The sequence below is a fragment of the Chryseobacterium sp. HNCC26DJ241 genome (genome assembly GCF_057180505.1).
Window position 1 is genome coordinate 84,202 of record NZ_JBXUGL010000002.1, and the last position, 21,283, is coordinate 105,484.

The 21,283-nt window shown below is 33.5% G+C and carries 19 protein-coding genes; 17 read left to right on the forward strand and 2 right to left on the reverse strand.

Annotated elements, in window-relative coordinates; translation table 11 throughout:
• Positions 1 to 166: 166 nt before the first annotated feature.
• On the reverse strand, positions 167 to 814 hold the full coding sequence (locus tag AC2A1C_RS02930) for a DUF1579 domain-containing protein (protein WP_484023303.1): 648 nt from the start codon (positions 812 to 814) through the stop codon (positions 167 to 169).
• Positions 815 to 937: 123 nt separating this feature from the next.
• Here AC2A1C_RS02930 and AC2A1C_RS02935 point away from each other — a divergent pair, with 123 nt between their 5' ends.
• From AC2A1C_RS02935 to AC2A1C_RS02985, 11 genes are all read left to right on the forward strand, one after another.
• Complete coding sequence (locus AC2A1C_RS02935; RefSeq protein WP_484023305.1) at positions 938 to 1,621, forward strand: NUDIX hydrolase; 684 nt, start codon at positions 938 to 940, stop codon at positions 1,619 to 1,621.
• A gap of 239 nt (positions 1,622 to 1,860) precedes the next feature.
• On the forward strand, positions 1,861 to 2,652 hold the full coding sequence (locus tag AC2A1C_RS02940) for a ribose-phosphate pyrophosphokinase-like domain-containing protein (RefSeq protein ID WP_484023307.1): 792 nt from the start codon (positions 1,861 to 1,863) through the stop codon (positions 2,650 to 2,652).
• Between the two features lie 11 nt (positions 2,653 to 2,663).
• A complete protein-coding gene (locus tag AC2A1C_RS02945) occupies positions 2,664 to 4,151 on the forward strand; it encodes a nicotinate phosphoribosyltransferase (RefSeq protein WP_484023309.1) in 1,488 nt (495 codons plus the stop codon).
• Between the two features lie 120 nt (positions 4,152 to 4,271).
• Positions 4,272 to 4,805, forward strand: coding sequence for an NADAR family protein (locus AC2A1C_RS02950; protein WP_484023311.1), 534 nt, complete (start codon positions 4,272 to 4,274; stop codon positions 4,803 to 4,805).
• A 129-nt stretch (positions 4,806 to 4,934) separates the two neighbouring features.
• Complete coding sequence (locus AC2A1C_RS02955; protein WP_484023313.1) at positions 4,935 to 5,408, forward strand: macro domain-containing protein; 474 nt, start codon at positions 4,935 to 4,937, stop codon at positions 5,406 to 5,408.
• Between the two features lie 91 nt (positions 5,409 to 5,499).
• A complete protein-coding gene (locus tag AC2A1C_RS02960) occupies positions 5,500 to 5,916 on the forward strand; it encodes an ADP-ribosylation/crystallin J1 (RefSeq protein WP_484023315.1) in 417 nt (138 codons plus the stop codon).
• A complete protein-coding gene (locus AC2A1C_RS02965; protein ID WP_484023317.1) occupies positions 5,913 to 6,422 on the forward strand; it encodes an O-acetyl-ADP-ribose deacetylase in 510 nt (169 codons plus the stop codon). The genes AC2A1C_RS02960 and AC2A1C_RS02965 overlap by 4 nt, the downstream gene beginning before the upstream one ends.
• A 104-nt stretch (positions 6,423 to 6,526) precedes the next feature.
• Positions 6,527 to 7,213: an SIR2 family NAD-dependent protein deacylase gene (locus AC2A1C_RS02970; protein ID WP_484023319.1), complete on the forward strand. Its 687-nt coding sequence runs from the start codon at positions 6,527 to 6,529 to the stop codon at positions 7,211 to 7,213.
• A gap of 80 nt (positions 7,214 to 7,293) precedes the next feature.
• The gene (locus AC2A1C_RS02975; protein ID WP_484023321.1) at positions 7,294 to 9,432 is read left to right on the forward strand and encodes a TPR end-of-group domain-containing protein; all 2,139 of its coding nucleotides are present in this window, start codon (positions 7,294 to 7,296) and stop codon (positions 9,430 to 9,432) included.
• A gap of 11 nt (positions 9,433 to 9,443) precedes the next feature.
• Entirely contained in the window at positions 9,444 to 9,986 is a 543-nt protein-coding gene (locus AC2A1C_RS02980; RefSeq protein WP_484023322.1) for an RNA 2'-phosphotransferase, read from the forward strand.
• Positions 9,987 to 9,990: 4 nt separating this feature from the next.
• The gene (locus tag AC2A1C_RS02985) at positions 9,991 to 10,725 is read left to right on the forward strand and encodes a metallophosphoesterase (protein ID WP_484023324.1); all 735 of its coding nucleotides are present in this window, start codon (positions 9,991 to 9,993) and stop codon (positions 10,723 to 10,725) included.
• 40 nt (positions 10,726 to 10,765) lie between these two features.
• Here AC2A1C_RS02985 and AC2A1C_RS02990 read toward each other — a convergent pair whose 3' ends face one another.
• Positions 10,766 to 11,647, reverse strand: a complete 882-nt coding sequence (locus AC2A1C_RS02990; protein ID WP_484023326.1) for a cupin-like domain-containing protein — start codon at positions 11,645 to 11,647, stop codon at positions 10,766 to 10,768.
• A gap of 178 nt (positions 11,648 to 11,825) precedes the next feature.
• Here AC2A1C_RS02990 and AC2A1C_RS02995 point away from each other — a divergent pair, with 178 nt between their 5' ends.
• The 6 genes from AC2A1C_RS02995 to AC2A1C_RS03020 all read left to right on the forward strand — a co-directional run bounded on the left by AC2A1C_RS02995 (position 11,826) and on the right by AC2A1C_RS03020 (position 21,254).
• Complete coding sequence (locus AC2A1C_RS02995) at positions 11,826 to 14,558, forward strand: carboxypeptidase regulatory-like domain-containing protein (RefSeq protein ID WP_484023328.1); 2,733 nt, start codon at positions 11,826 to 11,828, stop codon at positions 14,556 to 14,558.
• A 56-nt stretch (positions 14,559 to 14,614) separates the two neighbouring features.
• The gene (locus AC2A1C_RS03000) at positions 14,615 to 15,517 is read left to right on the forward strand and encodes a GLPGLI family protein (RefSeq protein ID WP_484023330.1); all 903 of its coding nucleotides are present in this window, start codon (positions 14,615 to 14,617) and stop codon (positions 15,515 to 15,517) included.
• Between the two features lie 123 nt (positions 15,518 to 15,640).
• Complete coding sequence (locus tag AC2A1C_RS03005) at positions 15,641 to 15,895, forward strand: FeoA family protein (protein ID WP_484023332.1); 255 nt, start codon at positions 15,641 to 15,643, stop codon at positions 15,893 to 15,895.
• Between the two features lie 34 nt (positions 15,896 to 15,929).
• Positions 15,930 to 17,966 carry a ferrous iron transport protein B gene (gene feoB, locus AC2A1C_RS03010; RefSeq protein WP_484023334.1) on the forward strand — a complete coding sequence of 679 codons (2,037 nt, stop codon included), beginning with the start codon at positions 15,930 to 15,932 and terminating at the stop codon, positions 17,964 to 17,966.
• A 287-nt stretch (positions 17,967 to 18,253) separates the two neighbouring features.
• Positions 18,254 to 19,636 (forward strand): phosphoglucosamine mutase, encoded by a 1,383-nt coding sequence (gene glmM, locus AC2A1C_RS03015; RefSeq protein ID WP_484023336.1) that lies wholly within the window; start codon positions 18,254 to 18,256, stop codon positions 19,634 to 19,636.
• Between the two features lie 250 nt (positions 19,637 to 19,886).
• Positions 19,887 to 21,254, forward strand: coding sequence for a tetratricopeptide repeat protein (locus AC2A1C_RS03020; protein ID WP_484023338.1), 1,368 nt, complete (start codon positions 19,887 to 19,889; stop codon positions 21,252 to 21,254).
• Positions 21,255 to 21,283 lie beyond the last annotated feature (29 nt).

The window sequence follows — 21,283 nt, forward strand, 5'->3', positions numbered from 1 at the left end:
TTGGTTAATTAGTTTGTGCCTACTTTTTAGGGTTTTCGGCTTTTCCCTTTATTAAGCAAATTTGAGTATAATTATCAGAAAATCAGCATGTAAATCACGATTTATCTTCGGTGATTTAACCCTATTTATTAGAAAAAAACCGCTTTACAATGAAGCGGTTCAGTTATTATTTTTTGCGGGTGAATTTTATTTCCATTGTTTTAAATTCTTTACCGGTTTTAGGATCTGCTCCATACATTTCCATTTTTTGATTATTATCATCAATAAAGGTGTAGACTTCCCTTACATCACAATCTTTTCCTGAACGGGTAGGATCTGTCATTTTTCCTTTAAATTCTATAAATTTTGTTGAGGCGTTCCAATCGCCTTCCATATTCATGATGCCGGTTCCCATATTGTCAATCCAAGTGCTTACAAATTTCTTTTTACTGTTATCGTAGCCAGTAATGGCCATTCCTTCAAAAGGCATTCCCATAAAATTTCCTTTATGGTTGCTTATTTGATAGCGCCCGTCAAAAACCATTTTGTTGGTGCATTCAGAAGTACTTTTCATCGCTTCACCACCTTCATTCATCCACATTGTATTTTCTCCTGTCCAGCTTCCGTCAGATTTTGCGAGCATTTTGTGTAGATCTCCTGGTGTGGCAAATTCCATCCATGCTTTGGTTGCAGTTGCAGAATCTACAGGTTTCCATTCTTCATTCGCAGTAGCCGTAGAATCCGTTTTGTTGGAATCTTTGTTTGCATCTGTTTTTCCTTTTTCACAAGCAACCAGTAAAAAAACGATGCTGATTGCACATAATAAATTTTTCATAATTGTTTATTTTTAAGGGAGTTATATTTCACAAATTAAATATAAGCAATTTTACTGATGTATAAATTGTTTTTTACTTTTATTATAAATTGTACCTTTGTGTATTGGCAACACAAACGAATTATGCAAAATATAAAAGTAGCAGTAGACGCAGTTATTTTCGGATATTTTGATAAAAAAGACCTCCAACTTCTTTTGATTAAAAGAAATATTGAGCCTTTTAAAGGAGATTGGGCACTTCCGGGAGGATTGGTTTTGGATCACGAAAGTTTAGATGATGCCGTGAAAAGAGAACTGAAAGAAGAAGCAGGGGTTGAGCCAGATTTTCTTGAGCAATTATATTCTTTTGGTGAACCGAACAGAGATCCTAGAAACAGAGTGGTTTCTGTGACCTATTTCGGGTTAGTAAATCCTAATTACCATCAATTAGAGGCTTCTACAGATGCAGACGATGCAAAATGGTTTCCCGTAAACGAACTTCCTAATTTATCTTTTGATCATCAGGAAATTTTGGATAAGGCGTTGCAAAGACTTCGCACAAAAATTCAGTATCAACCCATTGGTTTTAATCTTTTGAAAAAAGAATTTCCTTTTTCGGATTTAGAAAATTTATACAAAACCATTCTAGGACAGGAAATAGACCGCAGAAATTTCAGAAAAAAAATGATGAGTTTTGGTCTTTTGGAAGAAACCGACAAAATCCATCAAGAAGGAAGCGGAAGACCAGGAAAACTTTTCAAATTCAACACCCAAAAATACCGAGAACTAGAAAAATCAGGTTTTTATTTTGAAATCAAAATGGGGTAAAAAGTTTTTTAAAAAAATCATAAACAAGCATTTAGTTTTAAAATTATTGTTATCAATTTTGAATATTGCATCCTCTAGCAATATATTCTAAAAAAAATATTTTTCTGTAATTATTTTATTTTCAATTATTTATAAGTAAGAAATCTCTTTTTTTGAATATTTAGTGTAATTTTTACACAAAATATTTGGAGGGAGAGTTGTTTTCGTTTTATATTTGCGTAAAATTAACGCAATAAAAAATGAAAACAATTAATATTAACACACAGGAAAGAATAAAACTGCTTGTTTTCCCAGATCAACAACCTCACGTTAATGTTTTTGATGTTGAAGAAAACGACGAAGTAAGAGTGGTTTGTTCTATTGCAAACAGTGTTTTGTTGATGCAGTTATTGGAGTGTTCCAACGCTTTAAATAATCTGTTCGCAAAAAAGAAAGAATTGGTAATTCCGTATCTGTTGGGAGCAAGATTCGATCGGTTGATGCAAAAAGGCGACAGTATCGATCTAAAAGTAATTGCAGATCTTATTAATTATTGCGGATTCGAGAAGGTGTATTTGTATGATGTGCATTCGGATGTAGCCACTTTGTTGATTAAAAATTGTGTGAATATCAACAATCGGTTTCTGGTGGAAAAATATTCCCAAGAAAATGCGGTTTTAATTTGTCCGGATGCGGGAGCAAGCAAAAAAATTCCGAAATATCTGGAATGGAATCCAAATTTTTCAGAGGTGGTTTATTGTAGCAAAACAAGGGATTTATCCAACGGAAGATTAAATTTAACCGTATTAGAACCCGAAAAATGCAAAGACAGAAACTGTGTAATTATCGATGATATTTGCGATGGAGGAGGTACTTTTTTAGCAATTGCATCTCTGATTGAACCCAAACATTTAACCCTGATTGTTACCCACGGAATTTTCTCCAAAGGTATTGCCGTTCTCGAAGAAAAATTTGATGAAATTATCGTTTCGGACAGTTACGGTAATAACAAAGAAGGGCAAAAAATAACAACAGTAAACATCAATTATTAAAAAATAAAACAATGAAAACCAATCCATTTCTTCTAACAGATTTTTATAAAGTTGGTCACGTTTTCCAATATCCAAAAGGAACGACTTTGGTGTACAGCAATTTAACCCCAAGAAAAAGCCGATTGGATGGAATTAACGAAATGACTTTCTTCGGATTGCAATATTTTATTAAAGAATATTTAATTAGCTATTTCAACGAAAATTTCTTTCAACTTCCGAAAGAAAAAGTAATGGAAGAATACAAAAGAAGGATAAAAACTTCTTTAGGAGGAGATTTGCCGACTTACGAACACCTCGAAAAACTGCATGATCTGGGATATTTACCCATCGAAATTAAAGCCTTACCAGAAGGAACAAGCGTACCAATGAGGATACCGGTTTTAACCATTGTAAATACCATGCCGGAGTTTTATTGGTTGACCAATTTTATGGAAAGTTTGTTAAGCGCCATTATTTGGCAACCTTCTACCAGTGCAACCATTGCGAGAGAATATAGAAAAATTCTTAATCGGTTTGCGATAGAAACAGGGATGCCGCAAGATTTTGTACAATGGCAAGGTCACGATTTTTCTTTTCGGGGAATGAGCAGTTTAGAAAGTGCCACACTTTCAGCAATGGGACATTTGCTTTCTTTTACAGGAACAGACACCATTCCTGCAATTGATGCTTTGGAAAAATATTACAACGCCAATGCAGATTTAGAATTAATCGGCGGAAGCGTTCCCGCAACAGAACATTCCGTAATGTGTAGCGGAGAAAAAGACGGCGAAATAGAAACCTTCCGAAGACTGATTACAGAAGTCTATCCAGCAGGAATTGTAAGTATTGTTTCAGACACTTGGGATCTTTGGAAAGTTTGCACCGAATATTTAGTTGAATTGAAAGACGAAATTTTAGCAAGAGACGGCAAAGTCGTAATCCGACCAGACAGCGGAAATCCAGCCGATATTATTTGCGGAAATCCTAACGGAAAAACCGAAGCTGAAAGAAAAGGAGTGATAGAATTGCTTTGGGATGTATTCGGAGGAACGGTTACAGAAAAAGGCTACAAATTGTTGGATAGTCATATCGGAGCAATTTACGGAGACAGCATTACGTTGCAAAGAGCCGAAGAAATCTGCAAAAGGTTGAAAGAAAAAGGATTTGCTTCTCAGGTGGTTTTTGGAATTGGCTCTTACACCTACCAATACAACACGAGAGACACTTTCGGATTGGCAATGAAGGCAACGTATGTAGAAATTGACGACGAAAAAAGGGAAATTTTTAAAAACCCAATAACTGACGACGGAACCAAAACTTCTGCAACAGGTTTGCTTTCTGTTATTAAAGATGAAGAAGGCTACATGCTTTTGGACAAAGCAGATTGGGAACAAGAAAAACAGGGAGAACTGAAAACAGTCTTCAAAGACGGAAAATTAATTATCGACCAAACGCTTGCCGAAATAAGAGAAAGAATAGAAGACTCTATTAGCAAAGAAAAATATGTTTTGAATCAGTAATTTTATAGAGAATAAGAGAGAAACGATAATTTTAGTTGAGAGAAATAAAAGCTGAATAAACCCATAAAAGATTATCAAAAAAGGGCAACCAATCAAAAAAATTAATTAAAAAACAACACAATGAAATATAGTTTAGAACAATTAATCTCCGAAACAAAACCGCAAGAATTTTTATTCTTTTGGGGGCATCAACCGTCCAAAGACGGTATAATTACCAAAAGTTGTTTCAGCCAGTGGTGGTTGTCTTCATTTGTATTTGAAGAAATTACCTATCCTTCCGCAGAACATTGGATGATGGCAAAAAAAGCAGAATTGTTTGGCGACGAAGAACAACTTGCAAATATTTTAAAAGATCCAAGTCCGGCAAATGCCAAAAAATACGGACGAAAAGTGAAAAATTTTGATGCCGAAATTTGGGAAGAAAAAGCCTATAAAATTGTGGTTGAAGGCAATTATCATAAATTCTCTCAAAATCCGGAGCTTAAAGAATTTTTACTATCAACGGAAGAAAAAGTAATTGTAGAAGCCAGCCCATTTGATAAAATTTGGGGAATCGGAACACAAAAACACGAAACCAACCCATCTTTATGGAAAGGAGAAAATCTTTTAGGTTTTGCATTAATGGAAGTGAGAGACGAATTAAGAAAATCCTAAACATAACTTTGTTTTACAAGAATAAGTTTTACGCCTTTGTAAACTTAAAAATCAGTTGAATTATTGGAAAGAAACCTTGCTGACTTTGCGGTAAAAAGATTATCAAACATTTAAATTTAAAAAAAATCGATGAAAACAATACACTTTTTAAAAGGAGACGCAACAAATCCTCAGATTGAAGGAAATAAAATCATCGCTCATATTTGCAATGATATCGGAGGTTGGGGAAAAGGTTTTGTAACAGCAATTTCCAAAAAATGGAAAACCCCTGAAAATGAATATAGAAAATGGTTTCAAAGTGAAGAAAATTTTAATCTTGGCGAAATTCAAATGGTTAAGGTTGAAGAAAATCTTTGGGTTTGCAATATGATTGGTCAGCATAAAATTATTACCAATTCGAAGGGAATTCCACCAATACGATATGAAGCCGTTGAAAAATGTCTGGAAAAACTGGTGAATGAAGCCTTACAAATCAATGCAAGCATTCATATGCCGAGAATCGGCTGCGGTTTGGCTGGAGGAAAATGGGAAGAAATAGAACCGATTATTGAAAGAACATTGTTGCAAAATAATGTGGAAGTATATGTTTATGATTTTGAATAAAATAATAATTTCATCAATAGGAATGGGCTTTAGCCCATTTTCAACAAGAAAGAAACAAAAGGCTATAGCCAAAACCTAAATCTAAAAAACAATGATGAAAATCAAAACATTATACAGACCCGTCGGAGAAAAAGAAATGATTTTAATTATCGAAAGTAATTACAAGAAATTTCCGCCAAGACTAGAGTGGCAACCGATTTTTTACCCCGTTTTAAATGAAGATTACGCCTCCGAAATTGCCGAAAAATGGAACGCAAGAGACGAAATGGGAAATTATATGGGTTTTGTAACGAAGTTTCAGGTTTTGGAGGAAGAGTTTAATAAATATCAAGTCCAAAATGTAGGAGCAAAAAATCATAACGAAATTTGGGTTCCTACAGAAAATTTGGAAATTTTTAATCAGGCTATCGTTGGGAATATTGAAGTGATAAAAGTATTTTCGGGAGAAAAATTCAAAAAATTCGAGAGTACAGAAATAGAAAATTTAATTTTAAAGTTACAACAATGAAAATTGAATTAATAAAAGGCGACATTACCAAAATAGAAGCAGACGCTATCGTCAACGCTGCCAATTCCTCTTTATTAGGAGGAGGCGGTGTGGATGGAGCCATTCATCGGGCAGGTGGAAAACAAATTTTGGATGAATGCATTGAGATTAGAAATAAACAAGGGAAATGCAAAACAGGAGAAGCTGTTGTAACTACTGCCGGAAATCTTCCTGCAAAATATGTCATTCACACCGTTGGTCCGGTTTGGAATGGAGATGAAGAAAAAAGCTCGAAACTTTTAGCAAACTGTTATAAAAATTCCTTGAAATTAGCAGAAAGTCTTGAAGTAAAAACCATTGCTTTTCCGAATATCAGTACAGGAATTTACAGATTTCCTAAAGATTTAGCAGGAAAAATAGCAGTTGATGAGGTGAAAAATTTCAAATCAGAAGTTATAGAAAAAATAATTTTCGTTTGTTTTGATGAAGAGAATGAAGAAATTTATAGAAAATTATTTGAAGAATAAATTAATGCTCATTTGCTGAGTGAAACGCCTTTGCGAACGAAAATATACAAGATAATTTTGAAACAAAATCTTTGCGAACTTAGCGTTTAAAAAATAACAAACAAATGAAAAAACTAACGATATTAACCGGTGCAGGAATCAGCGCCGAAAGCGGAATAAAAACTTTCAGAGACGGAGATGGTCTTTGGGAAAATCATAATATAACAGATGTGGCAAGTCCACAAGGATGGAAAAAAGACAGAGCTTTGGTTTTGGAATTTTACAACGAACGCCGCAGACAGCTCCACGAAGTAGAACCCAACGAAGCCCACAAATTATTGGCAGAATTAGAAAAACATTTCGATGTTCAGATCATCACCCAAAACATTGATGATCTGCACGAAAGAGCAGGTTCTTCCAAAATATTGCATTTGCATGGAGAATTGTTCAAGTCGTGTTCTTGCAACAATAAAAACCTTATTTATGAACAAAAAGACGACATTAATATCGGAGACAAAGCCGAAGACGATGCTCAATTGAGACCTTTTATTGTTTGGTTCGGAGAAGATGTTCCATTGATGAAAGAGGCTACAAAAATGGCAAAAGAAGCCGATATTTTTTTGGTAATCGGAACATCTTTGCAGGTTTATCCGGCAGCTGGATTGCTTCACAACATCAAAGATGATTGTCTTCTCATTGTCATCAATCCCAATGAAACCGGCTTCGGATACGGTCAAAGAGCCGTAGTAATGAAAGAAACCGCAACAAAAGGAATGAGTCTGTTGTTTGATAAATTAGTAAATCTTGCCTGATGGAAAATTTGGTAAAAGCTGGAATTTTGAAAAAATTATGTAATAAATTACAAGCCAAATTAAAATAAAACCTAATAACCATGAATAAAAACACAATAGAATATCTTGCTTATTTATTAGATAAAGCACATAAAGAAGAAGGCAAAGAAAAAGCAATAGTTTTTTTGGGAGCAGGTACTTCTGTATCTGCAGGTATTCCTTTAACTAATGTTATTGTTAGGCATATTAAAAAAAAGTTTCGGAATAATCCAATAATAAAAGATTTTTCAAAAAAAGGAGAAGATGATTATTATAAATTAATGGGAGCTTTGACCGCAGATGAAAGACGTGATTTATTTCACTTTTATGTAACCAGAAAAAGAGTTAAACTTAACATCGCTAATATATATTTAGCACAGCTTTTAAAATTGGGATATGTAGATTATATCGTAACAGTAAATTTTGATGATTTAATTCTAAAAGCATGTACTTTATATAATTTTTTACCTCCTGTTTATGATATTTCCAATATCAAAACAATTACAACTACAGATATTCGGAAAAATTCTGTAATCTATTTACACGGACAATATTTTGGACAATGGTTACTAAATAATCCCGATGAATTGGCAAAAGTCGAAGATGAGGTATTACAATTATTTAATGCCATAAAAACCCGAAGAACTTGGATTGTTATCGGATATAGTGGCAATGATGGAATTTTTGATAAAATAAAATCTTTAGGAAGTTTTTCCAATGAATTATTTTGGGTAAAAAATAAATTTACTGATTCTGATAAAAATGTCACAGAATTTATAGAAACCCCAAACATAAACGCACACAAAATAGAAGGATATTATGCCGATTCATTTTTTTTAAAATTACACGCTGAACTTTCTAAACAGGATGAAAATCTAAAAGCTCCGGAAATCATTAGCAAACCGTTTACTTTTGTAAAATCTGTTTTACAAAGCATTAATGAAATTAAAGAAGATGATGAACTGAATGATAGCGTTAAAAAAATGCTGATAAACTGCAATGAAAGAATTGATAAAGTAATAGCCGAATATGAGGGTGAAGGAACAGAAGAAAACTTAAAACAGAGGATTATTGATGCTCTGCTAAAAGAAAATTTCAATGAAGAACTGGCGGTATCTTTTGAAAATGAAATGAAGCAAAAGGGGTATAATAATATTTCAGAATTGTCTTGGTATTATAACAATTGGGGAAATGCTTTATCAAATTTAGCCAGACTAAAAAATGACGAAGTCTTATTTAAAGAAAGTTTCGAAAAGTATCAACAAGCATCAGAAATAGACCCTAAAAGCGCAAATGTTTTTAATAATTGGGGAAATGCTTTATCAAATTTAGCCAGACTAAAGAATGATGAGGAATTATTTAAAGAAAGTTTAGAAAAGTATCAACAAGCATCAGAAATAGACCCTAAAAACGTAAATGTTTTTTACAATTGGGGAACTGCTTTATCCGATTTAGCCAAACTAAAAAATGACGAAGTTTTATTTAAAGAAAGTTTCGAAAAGTATCAACAAGCATCAGAAATAGACCCTAAAAACGTAAATATTTTTTACAACTGGGGAACTACTTTATTTTATTTAGCCAAACTAAAAAATGATGAAGTTTTATACAAAGAAAGTTTCGAAAAGTATCAACAAGCATCGGAAATAGACCCTAAAAACGTAAGTGTTTTTTACAATTGGGGAACTGCTTTATTTGATTTAGCCAAACTAAAAAATGATGAAGTTTTATACAAAGAAAGTTTCGAAAAGTATCAACAAGCATCGGAAATAGACCCTAAAAACGTAAGTGTTTTTAATAATTGGGGAACTGCTTTATTTGATTTAGCCAAACTAAAAAATGACGAAGTTTTATACAAAGAAAGTTTCGAAAAGTATCAACAAGCATCGGAAATAGACCCTAAAAACGCAAGTGTTTTTTACAATTGGGGAACTGCTTTATCCGATTTAGCTAAATTATTAGATGATAGCGACTATTTTAAGCAGGCATTAGAAGTATCTCATAAAGCATATGAATTAGGAGGTAGTCCATACAATATGTCTTGCGCTTTTGCATTATTATCCGATAAAGAAAATGCATTAAAGTATCTAAAGGAAACTCTGGATAAAAAACTCATAACAATCGAACATATTAACGAAGACGATGATTGGGACTCTCTTAAAAAAGATGAGGACTTTGTCAATCTATTAAGTCAATATCAATAAAAACATAAACTATGAACGAAGTACAAAAGAAAAAAATAAGCAAATACCTAAGCTTGGTGCTTAGACATAAACCCGAGGTCATCGGGCTGAATTTAGACGAAAACGGTTGGGCAAATGTTGAAGAATTACAGGAAAAATGTGCAAAACAGAATAGAGGTTTCACTTTGGAAGAATTAGATGAAGTAGTAGAAACCAATGATAAAAAACGTTTCATTTTCAGTGAAGACAAAACCAAAATACGGGCAAATCAAGGACATTCTATTGACATAGATTTGGCTTTAAAACCAAAGCAACCTCCCGAATTTCTCTATCACGGAACGGCAGAAAAAAACATTCCTTCAATCTTAGAAAAAGGAATTGAAAAAAGAAACAGACAACACGTACATTTAAGTTTAGATAAAGAAACCGCCACAAAAGTCGGAATGCGTCACGGAAAACCAACAATTCTTACCATCAGAACCGGGAAAATGCACGAAGACGGAGTATTATTTTACCTTTCCGAAAACAAAGTCTGGCTTACGGATTTTGTGGATGCAAAATATATTTCGAAATAAAAAAATGAAAAGAACATTAGCAATAGGTGACATTCACGGAGGATTTAGAGCGTTGAAACAAGTTTTGGAAAGAGCCAATGTTACCGAAAACGACACTTTAATTTTTCTTGGTGATTACGTTGATGGTTGGAGCGAATCTTCCCAAGTTATTCAATTTTTAATTGAACTTTCCGAAAAGCAGGAATGCATTTTCATCAAAGGAAATCACGATGTATGGACGGAAGATTGGCTTTCTTTCGGCAATGCTCCCGATGTATGGCTTTTCAACGGTGGAAAAAGCACGGTTGAAAGCTATTCCGGATATCCTTTAGAAAATTTAGAAACTCATCTTGAATTTTTCCAGCGAATGAAAAACTATCATATAGATGAAGAAAACCGCTTGTTTATTCACGCAGGTTACTCTTCTATGCACGGTCCTGAAAAAGAGGTATATTCCAGCAATTATTCTTGGGACAGAACACTTTGGGAAACTGCCGTTGCAATGGACAAAAAATTATCTAAAAATTCAGAATTATATCCCAAAAGATTGCTTTTGTATAATGAAATTTACATTGGTCATACTCCGACTTTATATTTGGGAATAAAAGAACCTGTTAATAAAGGCAACATTTGGAATTTGGATACAGGTGCAGCTTTTACAGGAGCATTATCTATTATGGATGTTAATTCAAAAGAATTCTGGCAAAGCGATCCCCTTCCGAAACTTTACCCAAACGAAAAAGGAAGAAATTTTTATTAATCAAAAAAGACGTTTCATAAGTGAAACGTCTTTTTATATTTTATTTTGGTAATCCTTTTTTGAGGGCATAATTGGCTTTTTCCACAGCTTTTCTTTCCTTCCAATCCATATATCTTTTTTTGTAGCGAGCCTTCATAAAATTATCAAATTTTCTTTGCACAGTAAGATTCCATAAAGAATGAGCTTTTACACCCCAAGATTTGTCCCAAGCTCTTAACGAAATTGAAAAACTACCGTCAAGATATTTCATCCAGTGCCACCAGCCTGTCGGCATAAATAATGTATCGCCGTGCTCCAGAAAACATTCAATGCCTTCTACTCCATCTAATGCCGGAAATTTTGAAAAATCCGGATTTTCTATATCGTAATCTTCCAAAGCATAAGTAGCATAAGGAAGTTTGTAAAGACGATCCTTCCATTTATAATCAAAAAGGAGAATATGTTTTCTTCCATTGAAATGCGTATGGAAAATATGAGCCATATCAATATCAAAGTGGAGAAATGTAATAGAGCCTTTTCCACCAAAAAACATATTAGGGTATTTGTCTAAGAATCCGCCCATTAAATCTTTAGGAGAAATATAATCGTCCAAAAGTTTCGGAGCATATTTAATAGGATCAAAAAGAAAAATTCTTAAATCTGTTGGTTCTCTATCAATAAGATCAACATAGTCTGCAAATTTCATTTTAGCAGCAGAAGCATTGATTGGAGCAGCAGGATCGGCTTTGGAAGAATCATACAACGGAACTTCTACATCACCTACTACTTCTTTCATATATTCCAAAGTCCACTTCTGATAGGCAGGCCATTTTCTTGCCATATTCTTGATGACGACCGGTATTCTAGGTTTCAGATATTTTTCTAAAAACTCTTCTTTTGTGATATCATCTACGACATCAATTGGTTTTAATAGTAAACCCATGATAAAATGAAATTATTGCGCAAAATTAAAAAATTATTAAATGTAATAATCAACGTTAGCAGATTTTTATGATATAACTCATAAATTCTGGATTTAACCAAAATCAATAAACCAAGTGCTATATCAAGCAATTTGTAACAAAGATTGAAATTTCTAAACTAATATTTTAAAAATTTTTATGAAGCGAGGATTATTTTTATTTTTTATGACATTTTTTGTAGTAGTAGCGTATGCACAAACTACGGTTACAGGAAAAATAACCGATTCTGATGGGCAGCCTGTTCCCAGTGCATCGGTTACTATTGAAGAACCTGGGAAAGATGCAATCATGGCATATTCTATTTCCAATTCCAAAGGAGAATATAAGGTTACTTTTTCCACATCCGAACCCAATGTTGATTTGAAAATAAAAGCATTCAATCATAAACCTCTTACAAAAAGTATAAAAAGTGAAACTCAAAATCTGAATTTCAGCTTAGAGTCCGACGCTACGGAAATCAAAGAGGTAAAACTCAAAACCAAACTTATCACTAAAAAAGGAGATACTATTTCCTACGATCTGAAAGCGTTTGAAAGCAAAGCCGATCGTACTTTGGCAGATGTTCTGAAAAAAATTCCGGGAATTCAGGTAAATAGCGACGGAACTGTTCTTTACCAAGGTGAAGCCATCAATAAATTTTACGTAAATGGCAAAGATTTGATGGAAGGAGGCTATGGAACAGTCAATAATTCGCTTCCGAAAGATGCTGTTCAGAAAGTGGAAGTCTTGGAAAATCACCAACCAGTAAAAATACTTCAGGATAAAGTACCTTCCGAAAATGCCGCAATTAATGTAAAATTAAAGAAAACCGTTACCATGACAGGTCGTGGAGAAGTCGGAGTTGGTATGGATCCTCTTCTTTGGAATGTAAAACTGACACCTATGTTTTTTGGGCAAAAAAATCAATGGGTGATTAATTATAAAGCGAATAATAATGGTGAAAGTGTAGAAAAAGAAGGAAACCTGCTGTCTTTTGGAAATCGTTGGGAAGGAAGAAGAACACAGGCTTCTCAGAAAAATTGGATAAATTTGGAAACAGCCGATACGCCGAATGATATTCCTGAAAAACGATATTTGCTGAATAATGTTCATTTCTTTTCTGCGAATTTGCTTACCAATCCTTTTAAAAATAAAGAATGGGAACTGAAAGCCAACACAAGCTACACCAATAATGCTATTGAAAGGCAGGATACAAAAATTGACGTTTATCAAGTAAATTCTCCAAGATTACCATCAGGAGGAACATTGACGTCTTATACATCCAACAATTTTTATACAAACGCAGCAAAAGGAGAATTGATCTTTACGAAAAATGCAAAAAAAGGATTTTTCAAAAATGTAACCACTTGGAACGGTTTCTGGAATGATAGCAACGCCGAAACCAATCGAGAGTTTCTAAAAGAAGTAAGCCAAAATAACTTTGAACAAAAAAAATATTCTTCTGCGCAGAATCTTGATTCTCCTTCATGGATGATTCAAAACTCACTAAGTACCATTTTGCCTTGGAAAGAAAAACTTTTCAATGTAATGAGTTATGTCAGTTATCAAAAAGACACTCAGAACCTTAATTTTAATCCGGGTAGTTATGCTAATATGGAAGGAGGTTTTTCTTTGGCAGAAAACTATAACCAGCTAAAACAAAATGCAAATTCTCATACCTTAATGGCCAATCATTCTGCTTCAGTGGGATTTTCACACAAAAAATGGACATTCACTCCGGAAATAGGTCTGAATATGAGTTTTAATAATTTGAAATCTTCACTTTTCGGAGAAAACAATGGTATTTATACAAGTTTGGGAAATAGCTTTGAAAATAATATTGATTGGAATGAAGTGCAACCATACACTCAGGTCGGAGTAAATTATAAATCCAATCAATTAAACCTGAATGTCAATTTACCACTTAATTTTTACGGAATCACTTACAAAGATAATTTAAGAAATAAAGCTCTGGAAAATAACAAATTAGTATTTGAACCAAGTTTATTCGCTTCCTACGATTTTGCTTCATTCTTCAAATGGTGGGTTTTTGCAAACCAATCGTATGATTTTGGAAACTTTGGATTTTTGTATGGTGGAAATCTATTGACATCACCACTGAGTTTAACGAAAAGATTTGATGAAGACAGTTCATTGATGCCGGAATATCTTTCCAGAAATTTAGGAACCCGTTTGGAATATAGAAATCCATTGAACAACCTTTTCTTCAATGTAAGATACGGCTACAATACAACGAAGAAAAATCTTATAGAAGAATATACCGGAAGTGGATTTACATCTTCTCTTTCTTTGGAAACAGGAGATAATACTATGATTTCCAGAACGGAAAGCGCTGAAATAGGAAAATATTTTCCAAAATTTAAAACCAATGCGTCAGTTAGTCTTTCAAATACCAACACAAGCGGATATTCTTTCTTTAATGGAGTTCAGGATACGAGAACAGACAGACAAAGCATGACTGTGAAGTTCAATAATACATACTTTTCTTGGCTGAGTGTAGATTACAATATTTCACTCAACTGGATGAATAATGTGAACAAAACATTCAATAATTCCACTAAAACATCGGGCTGGAATCATAATCTGGCAGCATATATTTATCCATTGGAAAATCATACGATCGGATTTTTCTGGGACGAAAATAATTCTAAGGCAGGAGGTAAAAATTTTAGAAACTCTTTCTATGATCTTTCCTATCAGTATACTTGGTCTAAAAAGAAAATTGATTTTGAAATAAAATGGTTGAATATTGCCAACAGAAAAGTGTTTGAAGATATATCGTACAGTCCTCAATATCTTTTAACAACTACAAGTACAATGTACATCCGTCCAAGTCAGGTAATGTTTACTGTGAAATTCAATTTCAAATAATTCAAAAAATCTGTAACAAAAGATCACTCTTCCGAACTAATGTAATAAAACTCTTTATGAAAAAGTTACTCTCAGTATTTACACTTATTACTTTTTTTGCTGTTCAGGCGCAAGAAACAGCAAACCGATTCTTTTACGAACTTACTTTTAAACCAAAGAAGAGTTCTGAAAATATGGACAAAGTAATGTCTACTTTAGAAATCACAAAAGAAAAATCCATTTATAGAGATTTTACGCTTGCAGCTCAGGATTCTATACTAAAAGTAGAAGTGGAAGCAATGCAGAAATCAGGGACATTTAAGGATTTGAGCAACTCTATCAAAATGCCGAAATTTTCTTATAAGGTTTATAAATTCTTTCCGGATATGAAAATTCAATATTCAGAAAGAGTAGCCAATGGTTTCACACCAATGAACATTGGATATAACGAAGATTTGAAATTCAACTGGAAAATCGAAAAAGACAAACAAAAAATAGGAGAATACAATACGCAAAAAGCAACTACTGAATATGGAGGAAGAAAATGGACAGCATGGTTTAGTGCAGATCTTCCTTTTCAGGATGGACCGTATAAATTTTATGGATTACCGGGATTAATTGTAAAAATTGAAGATGAAGAAAAAAATTATTCATGGGAGCTGAAAGGAAACAAAAAAGTTGAAAACTACTCCGAAGTTACATATGCAGAAAGCGTATCTCCAGGTGGTGGCGGTGGAAAAGTTGTAGAAGTATCGCGTGAAAAATTTGATAAGACATTTAATGATTTCAAAGCAGATCCATTGGCAACAGCAAGACCTTATCTGAAGCCTGAAGTTTTATCTCAAAAAATGCCGGGAAGCGACATCACTATTGGAGATATGGTAAAAAAACAGGAAAAAATGATGAAAGATTTCTATGAAGCAAATGACAATCCAATTGAAGTTGCCAGTACAACTACAGATGTAAAAAAGAAAAAGTAAGAAGCATTCATTTTTAATTTAAATATTCAAAGAACCGGAATTGAAAAATTCCGGTTTTATTTTTTGAAACGAAGTTATTTAGATTTAATATAAATAAGTATATTTGCAAACTAATTGTTTGATGTGAAAAAAGAACTGTGCAACAAACTTTGCTGCTTTCCCCAAAAAACAAAAGGAATAATCTGTGGTTATGAAAATGACCATCTGAAGATGCCTACCAAAATTATTGAAATGGGACTTTTGCCGGAAACGGAATTCGAAATTCTTTATCAGGCTCCATTTCAGGGACCTTTGTATATAGAGTTTGGCATAGAAAAAAGTAGAATTGCACTAAGACAAAAAGAAGCAGAATATATTATTGTAGAAAAAATATCTTAATTCACACCAACTTTTTACAGAGAATAGTAATCGGATGCAAGTTCAATCCCCAAAAAAGAAAATCCTTTTAGTAGGCAATCCCAATGTCGGAAAATCAACCGTTTTCAACTGCCTTTGCAACAAAAAGCAAAAAACTGGAAATTATGCAGGAGTTACGGTAGCCAGTCATTCCGGAAATTATTTTTACGAAAATGAAGAAGTAGAGGTAATTGATTTGCCGGGTTCTTACAGCATCTATCCCAGTTCTGAAGATGAAGCTATTTTTTCCAAATATTTAATAGATGAAGCTCAAAATTATTCGGGAGTAGTATATGTTTTGGAAGCTCTAAGTATTAAAAGAGGTCTGCTTCTTTTTCAGCAAATTCAGGATTTGGGAGTTCCGGTTTTAGTGATAGTTAACCAAATAGACCAAGCGAAAAGAAGGGGAGTTACGATTGATATTACAAAACTCGAAAAACACCTGAAAGCAAAAGCAATTGCCACAAATGCTAAAACCAATATCGGAATTGACGAACTGAAAAAAGCTATTGCCCATAATTGTTTTAAAATTTCTACAGAAAACACTTTTGATATTCCCTTGGAACAGAAAGGCATTATCCAAACTCTTCTGAAAAACTCTTCTGAAAAAAATCCGTACAAAGTATGGACGCTTCTTTCTTCCGATTCGTATTTAGGGAAAATAAATTCCGTACATGAACAGCTTAATGTTGATGATTCCAAATGCATAGTTCCCAAAAGATTACAAACACAGGAAACAATCAGACGCTATCAAAATATTGATAAAATTATTTCGGAAACTATTTCTAAAAAGCAACAATTCAAAGAACTATTGACAGAAAAATTAGACAAAATTCTAGTGCATAAATTCTGGGGATATGTATTCTTTTTATTGGTGTTGCTGTTTATTTTTCAGATGGTATTTTATATTGCGGCGTATCCGATGGATTGGATTGATAATGGCACAATCTGGCTTTCAAATTTTGTTGAAAATACTATTCCGAAAGGTCCTATCAATTCTCTTATTTCTCAGGGAATTATTCCCGGAGTTGGAGGTATTGTCATCTTTGCACCGCAGATTGGGATTTTGCTGTATTTTCTATATATGTTGGAAGATTCCGGATATATGGCAAGAGTTGTTTTCCTGATGGACAGACTTTTGCGACCTTTCGGACTGAACGGAAAAAGCATTGTTCCTTTAGTTTCCGGAACAGCATGTGCAATTCCGGCAATCATGTCTACCCGAAATATTGAAAACGTAAAAGAAAGGCTCATTACGATTTTGGTAACGCCTTTTATGACGTGTTCTGCAAGACTTCCCGTTTACAGCATTATTATTGGACTAATTATTCCGGACAAATATTTTGGAGGCATTAGTTATAAAGCGTTAGCACTTTTGGCAATGTATTTATTAGGATTTTCTACGGCACTTTTAGCTTCTTTAGTTTTGAAAAAAAGTATTAAAAATAAAGGGAAAACGTTTTTGGTAATGGATATGCCCACTTACAAAACGCCTCTTTTTGGATATGACTTCAAGCTGATGCTGGAAAAAGTTTGGGAATTTATAACCGGAGCCGGAAAGATTATTTTTATAGTAAGTATTATTATCTGGGTTTTGGGTTATTTTGGCCCACCAAAAGATTCAAAAAAAATAATCGCTGCAGATGTAAAATTGGATCATTCCTATCTTGCAAAAATGGGAAAAACCATAGAGCCGGCAATTGCACCACTCGGCTATGATTGGAAAATGGGAGTTGGAATTATTACGAGTTTTGCTGCAAGAGAAGTTTTTGTTGGGACGATGTCTACACTTTATCGTTTGGATGATTCTGCTCCGGAAGAAAAAGTAATTGACAAAATGCGTCGAGATGTGAAACCGAATGGAGAGAAAGTATTCAGTTTTGCAACCGGACTTTCCGTATTGGTTTTTTATGCATTTGCGATGCAGTGTATTTCTACTATTGCTGTTGTGGTTCGGGAAACGAAATCTTGGAAATGGGCTATTCTTCAAATTATAGGAATGTCGGGCTTGGCATATATTGCTTCATTGGTCGTTTATCAGGTTTTTAAATAATTTGAAAATCAATATATTAATAATGAAAGTTCGTATCTTTACTAATCAATATTAAAGTATTTACGATGAATTCTTTAACCATACAATATATCATTCTGGCAATTATTTTTGGGTTTGCTTGTTACTCAATTTTTAAGTTGATTAAAAAGAATTTTGTTCCAAAAAAATTCAGCAGCAAAAGAACACATTGTGATAAGGATTGTGGATGTTCATAAAGCAATAATTTTCTGAGAAAAAAATTAAAAGTTCAGACATTTCCTTAATTTCGTAAAAATTTTAAATTTAATATGTCACTAATAAAATCAATCTCCGGAATCCGTGGAACAATAGGCGGAAAAGTAAACGATAATCTTACACCACTTGATGTGGTAAAATTCGCTTCTGCATTCGGAACATGGCTTCAAAATAATAAAAACAGGAAAGATCTTACACTGGTTATCGGAAGAGATGCCAGAATTTCAGGACAAATGGTTTCATCATTAGTTACAGCTACATTGCAAGGATTGGGAATCAATGTTATCGACTTGGGACTTTCTACAACGCCAACTGTGGAAGTGATGGTTCCAGAGCTGAAAGCCGATGGTGGAATTATTTTAACAGCTTCTCATAATCCGAAACAATGGAACGCTCTAAAATTGTTAAACGAAAAAGGCGAATTCATCAATGGAGAAAATGGAGCGGAAGTTCTGAAATTAGCAGAAAATGAAGATTTTAACTATGCAGAAGTAGATGATCTTGGAAGTTACGAAACCAGAGAAGATGCTTTTGATATTCATATTCAGAAAATTTTGAATCTACCAATGGTGGATGCAGAAGCCGTGAAAAGCAAGAAATACAAAGTGGTTTTGGATGCTGTTAATTCTACAGGTGGAATATCCATTCCACCACTTTTGGAAAAATTGGGTTGTGAAGTAGTGAAGCTATATTGTGAACCAAACGGACATTTTCCCCACAATCCGGAACCTTTGAAAGAACATTTAACGGATATTTGTGAATTGGTAAAAAAAGAAGGAGCAGATTTAGGGATTGTAGTAGATCCTGATGTAGACCGATTGGCACTGATTGACGAAAACGGAGAAATGTTCGGAGAAGAATATACTTTGGTTGCAGTTGCAGATTACTTGTTGAGACACAAAAAAGGATCGGCTATTTCCAATCTTTCTTCTAGCCGTGCTTTGAGAGATGTTGCTAAAAATTTAGAATCTGAATATTTTGCAAGTGCAGTTGGAGAAGTGAATGTAGTTACTTTGATGAAAGGAAAAAATGCAGTAATCGGAGGTGAAGGAAATGGTGGAATTATCTATCCTGATCTGCATTACGGAAGAGATTCTTTGGTGGGAGTTGCACTATTTTTAACTCATTTAGCAAAAGAAGGAAAAACGGTTTCTGAGCTCAGAAAAACATATCCTGCTTATTTCATGGGCAAAAAGAAAATTGAGCTGACTCCAGAGATTGACGTAGATGCACTTTTGGAAAAAATTCAAGATGAATATAAAAATGAGGAGGTTTCGACAGTTGATGGCGTAAAGATAGATTTTCCGGGAAATTGGGTACATCTTAGAAAATCAAACACAGAACCAATTATCAGAATCTATACTGAAGCAAAATCACAGGAGGAAGCAGATAAAGTGGGAGATGAAATGATAGAAAAAATTAAAAGTTTAATCTAAAAAATCAGGAACGGTTTTTATCAGTTTCTTATTATTGATGGTAAATAGAGGTGGTTTTCATATTTTTTTTGAAAAATATTTTGCGCAATATGATAATTGAATGATTTTTTTAATATCTTTATGTTGAAAAAAAATTAAAACTTTGCATTAATTTTGCAGAGTTTTTTAATCAACAGATTTGTAGAATTAAAATAGTTTTCCAAAGTTTGCAAGCTAATTTCGGACATTGGAATAACAACTGAAAAAAAAATTGGAAGAATTTTTTGAAAACGAACTTGCCAGAAAGTTCGAAGAAATGCTTGAAAATAATGAAGAATTCTATTTTGATACAGACGAATTAGAAGAAATTATTATTTATTATCTGGAAATTGGTGATATCACCTTTGCCGAACAGGCTGTGCAATATGCCTTGAAACTTCATCCAAATTCTTTGGAAGTGAAGACTAAAAAATTGGAAGTTCTTTTGGAATTGGAAAACTATGTAGAAGCAAAAAGAATTATAGACGAATTGAAGATATCTTCTATGGAAGATACAGACTTTTTAGTATGTTGTGCTAAATATTATTCTAATTTGGGAAACTCCAAAAAAGCGATTGAGTATTGCAAAAAAGCGCTGGAACTTCATGAGGAAGAAAACTTCTTGCATAATTTTATTGCTGACGAATTCGTGAATTTGGAAGATCCTTTCTCTGCACTTGAACATTATAAAAAAGCGTTGAGTTTTGATCAGAACGATGATTATGCTTTAGAAAATGTAATGTCTTGCTATAGTAGATTAAAGAAAAACAAGGAAGCGATAGATTTTCTTAATTCATATCTGGATAAATTTCCTTTTTCTGAAACAGCTTGGTTTGAATATGGACAATTCTATTTTAACCGAAAAAATTATGAAGAAGCCATAAAAGGATTTGATTATTTATTAGCAATCAATTCAAGTGCTGTAAGTGTATATTCCAACAAAGCGTCCTGTTATGAAGCAATGAAAGACTGGAAAAAGGCAGTTGAAGTATATGAAGAAATGCTGGAACAGGAATATACCAAAGCCTTTACTTTCTATAGAATAGGACTTTGCTATAAAGCGTTGAAACAACCTATTAATGCAATGAGTGCTTTTCAGAAGTCTCTTCGTGAAGATCCGCAATTTTATCTTGCTATGATGGAGCAATCCTATATTTATGAGGAAATGGGCGGAATGAAAGAAGCTCTTCATTTTGCAAAAGAAGCAACAGCTCTTAATGAAAGCAATTTAGATTATCAGAAAAGACTTGCTTTTCTATATATAGATGCCGGAAATTTTGAAGAAAGTATTAAATGTTTGAAAAAATTGGTAGACTCCGAGCCAAGTCGCTTTTACAATTGGTATGCTTACACTGAAGTTTTAATGCTTTTAGGCGAATATAAAGATGCAGTAATTGTTTTAAAGGCTGCAATCAAAAAGCATAAAAGAGCCGAACTTTTTTATCAATTGAGCAACTGCTATTTTAATTTGAAAGAAGATGCAGCAGCAAAAGAAATGCTAAATAAAGCTCAGGATCTTGATGCAACACTATTAGAAGATATGAAACAAAAATATCCACATTTGAAAACGGATTCCAAAAAAGGAAAGATGGAAAAATAATTTAAAAAAAATCACCAAACATTTGGTGA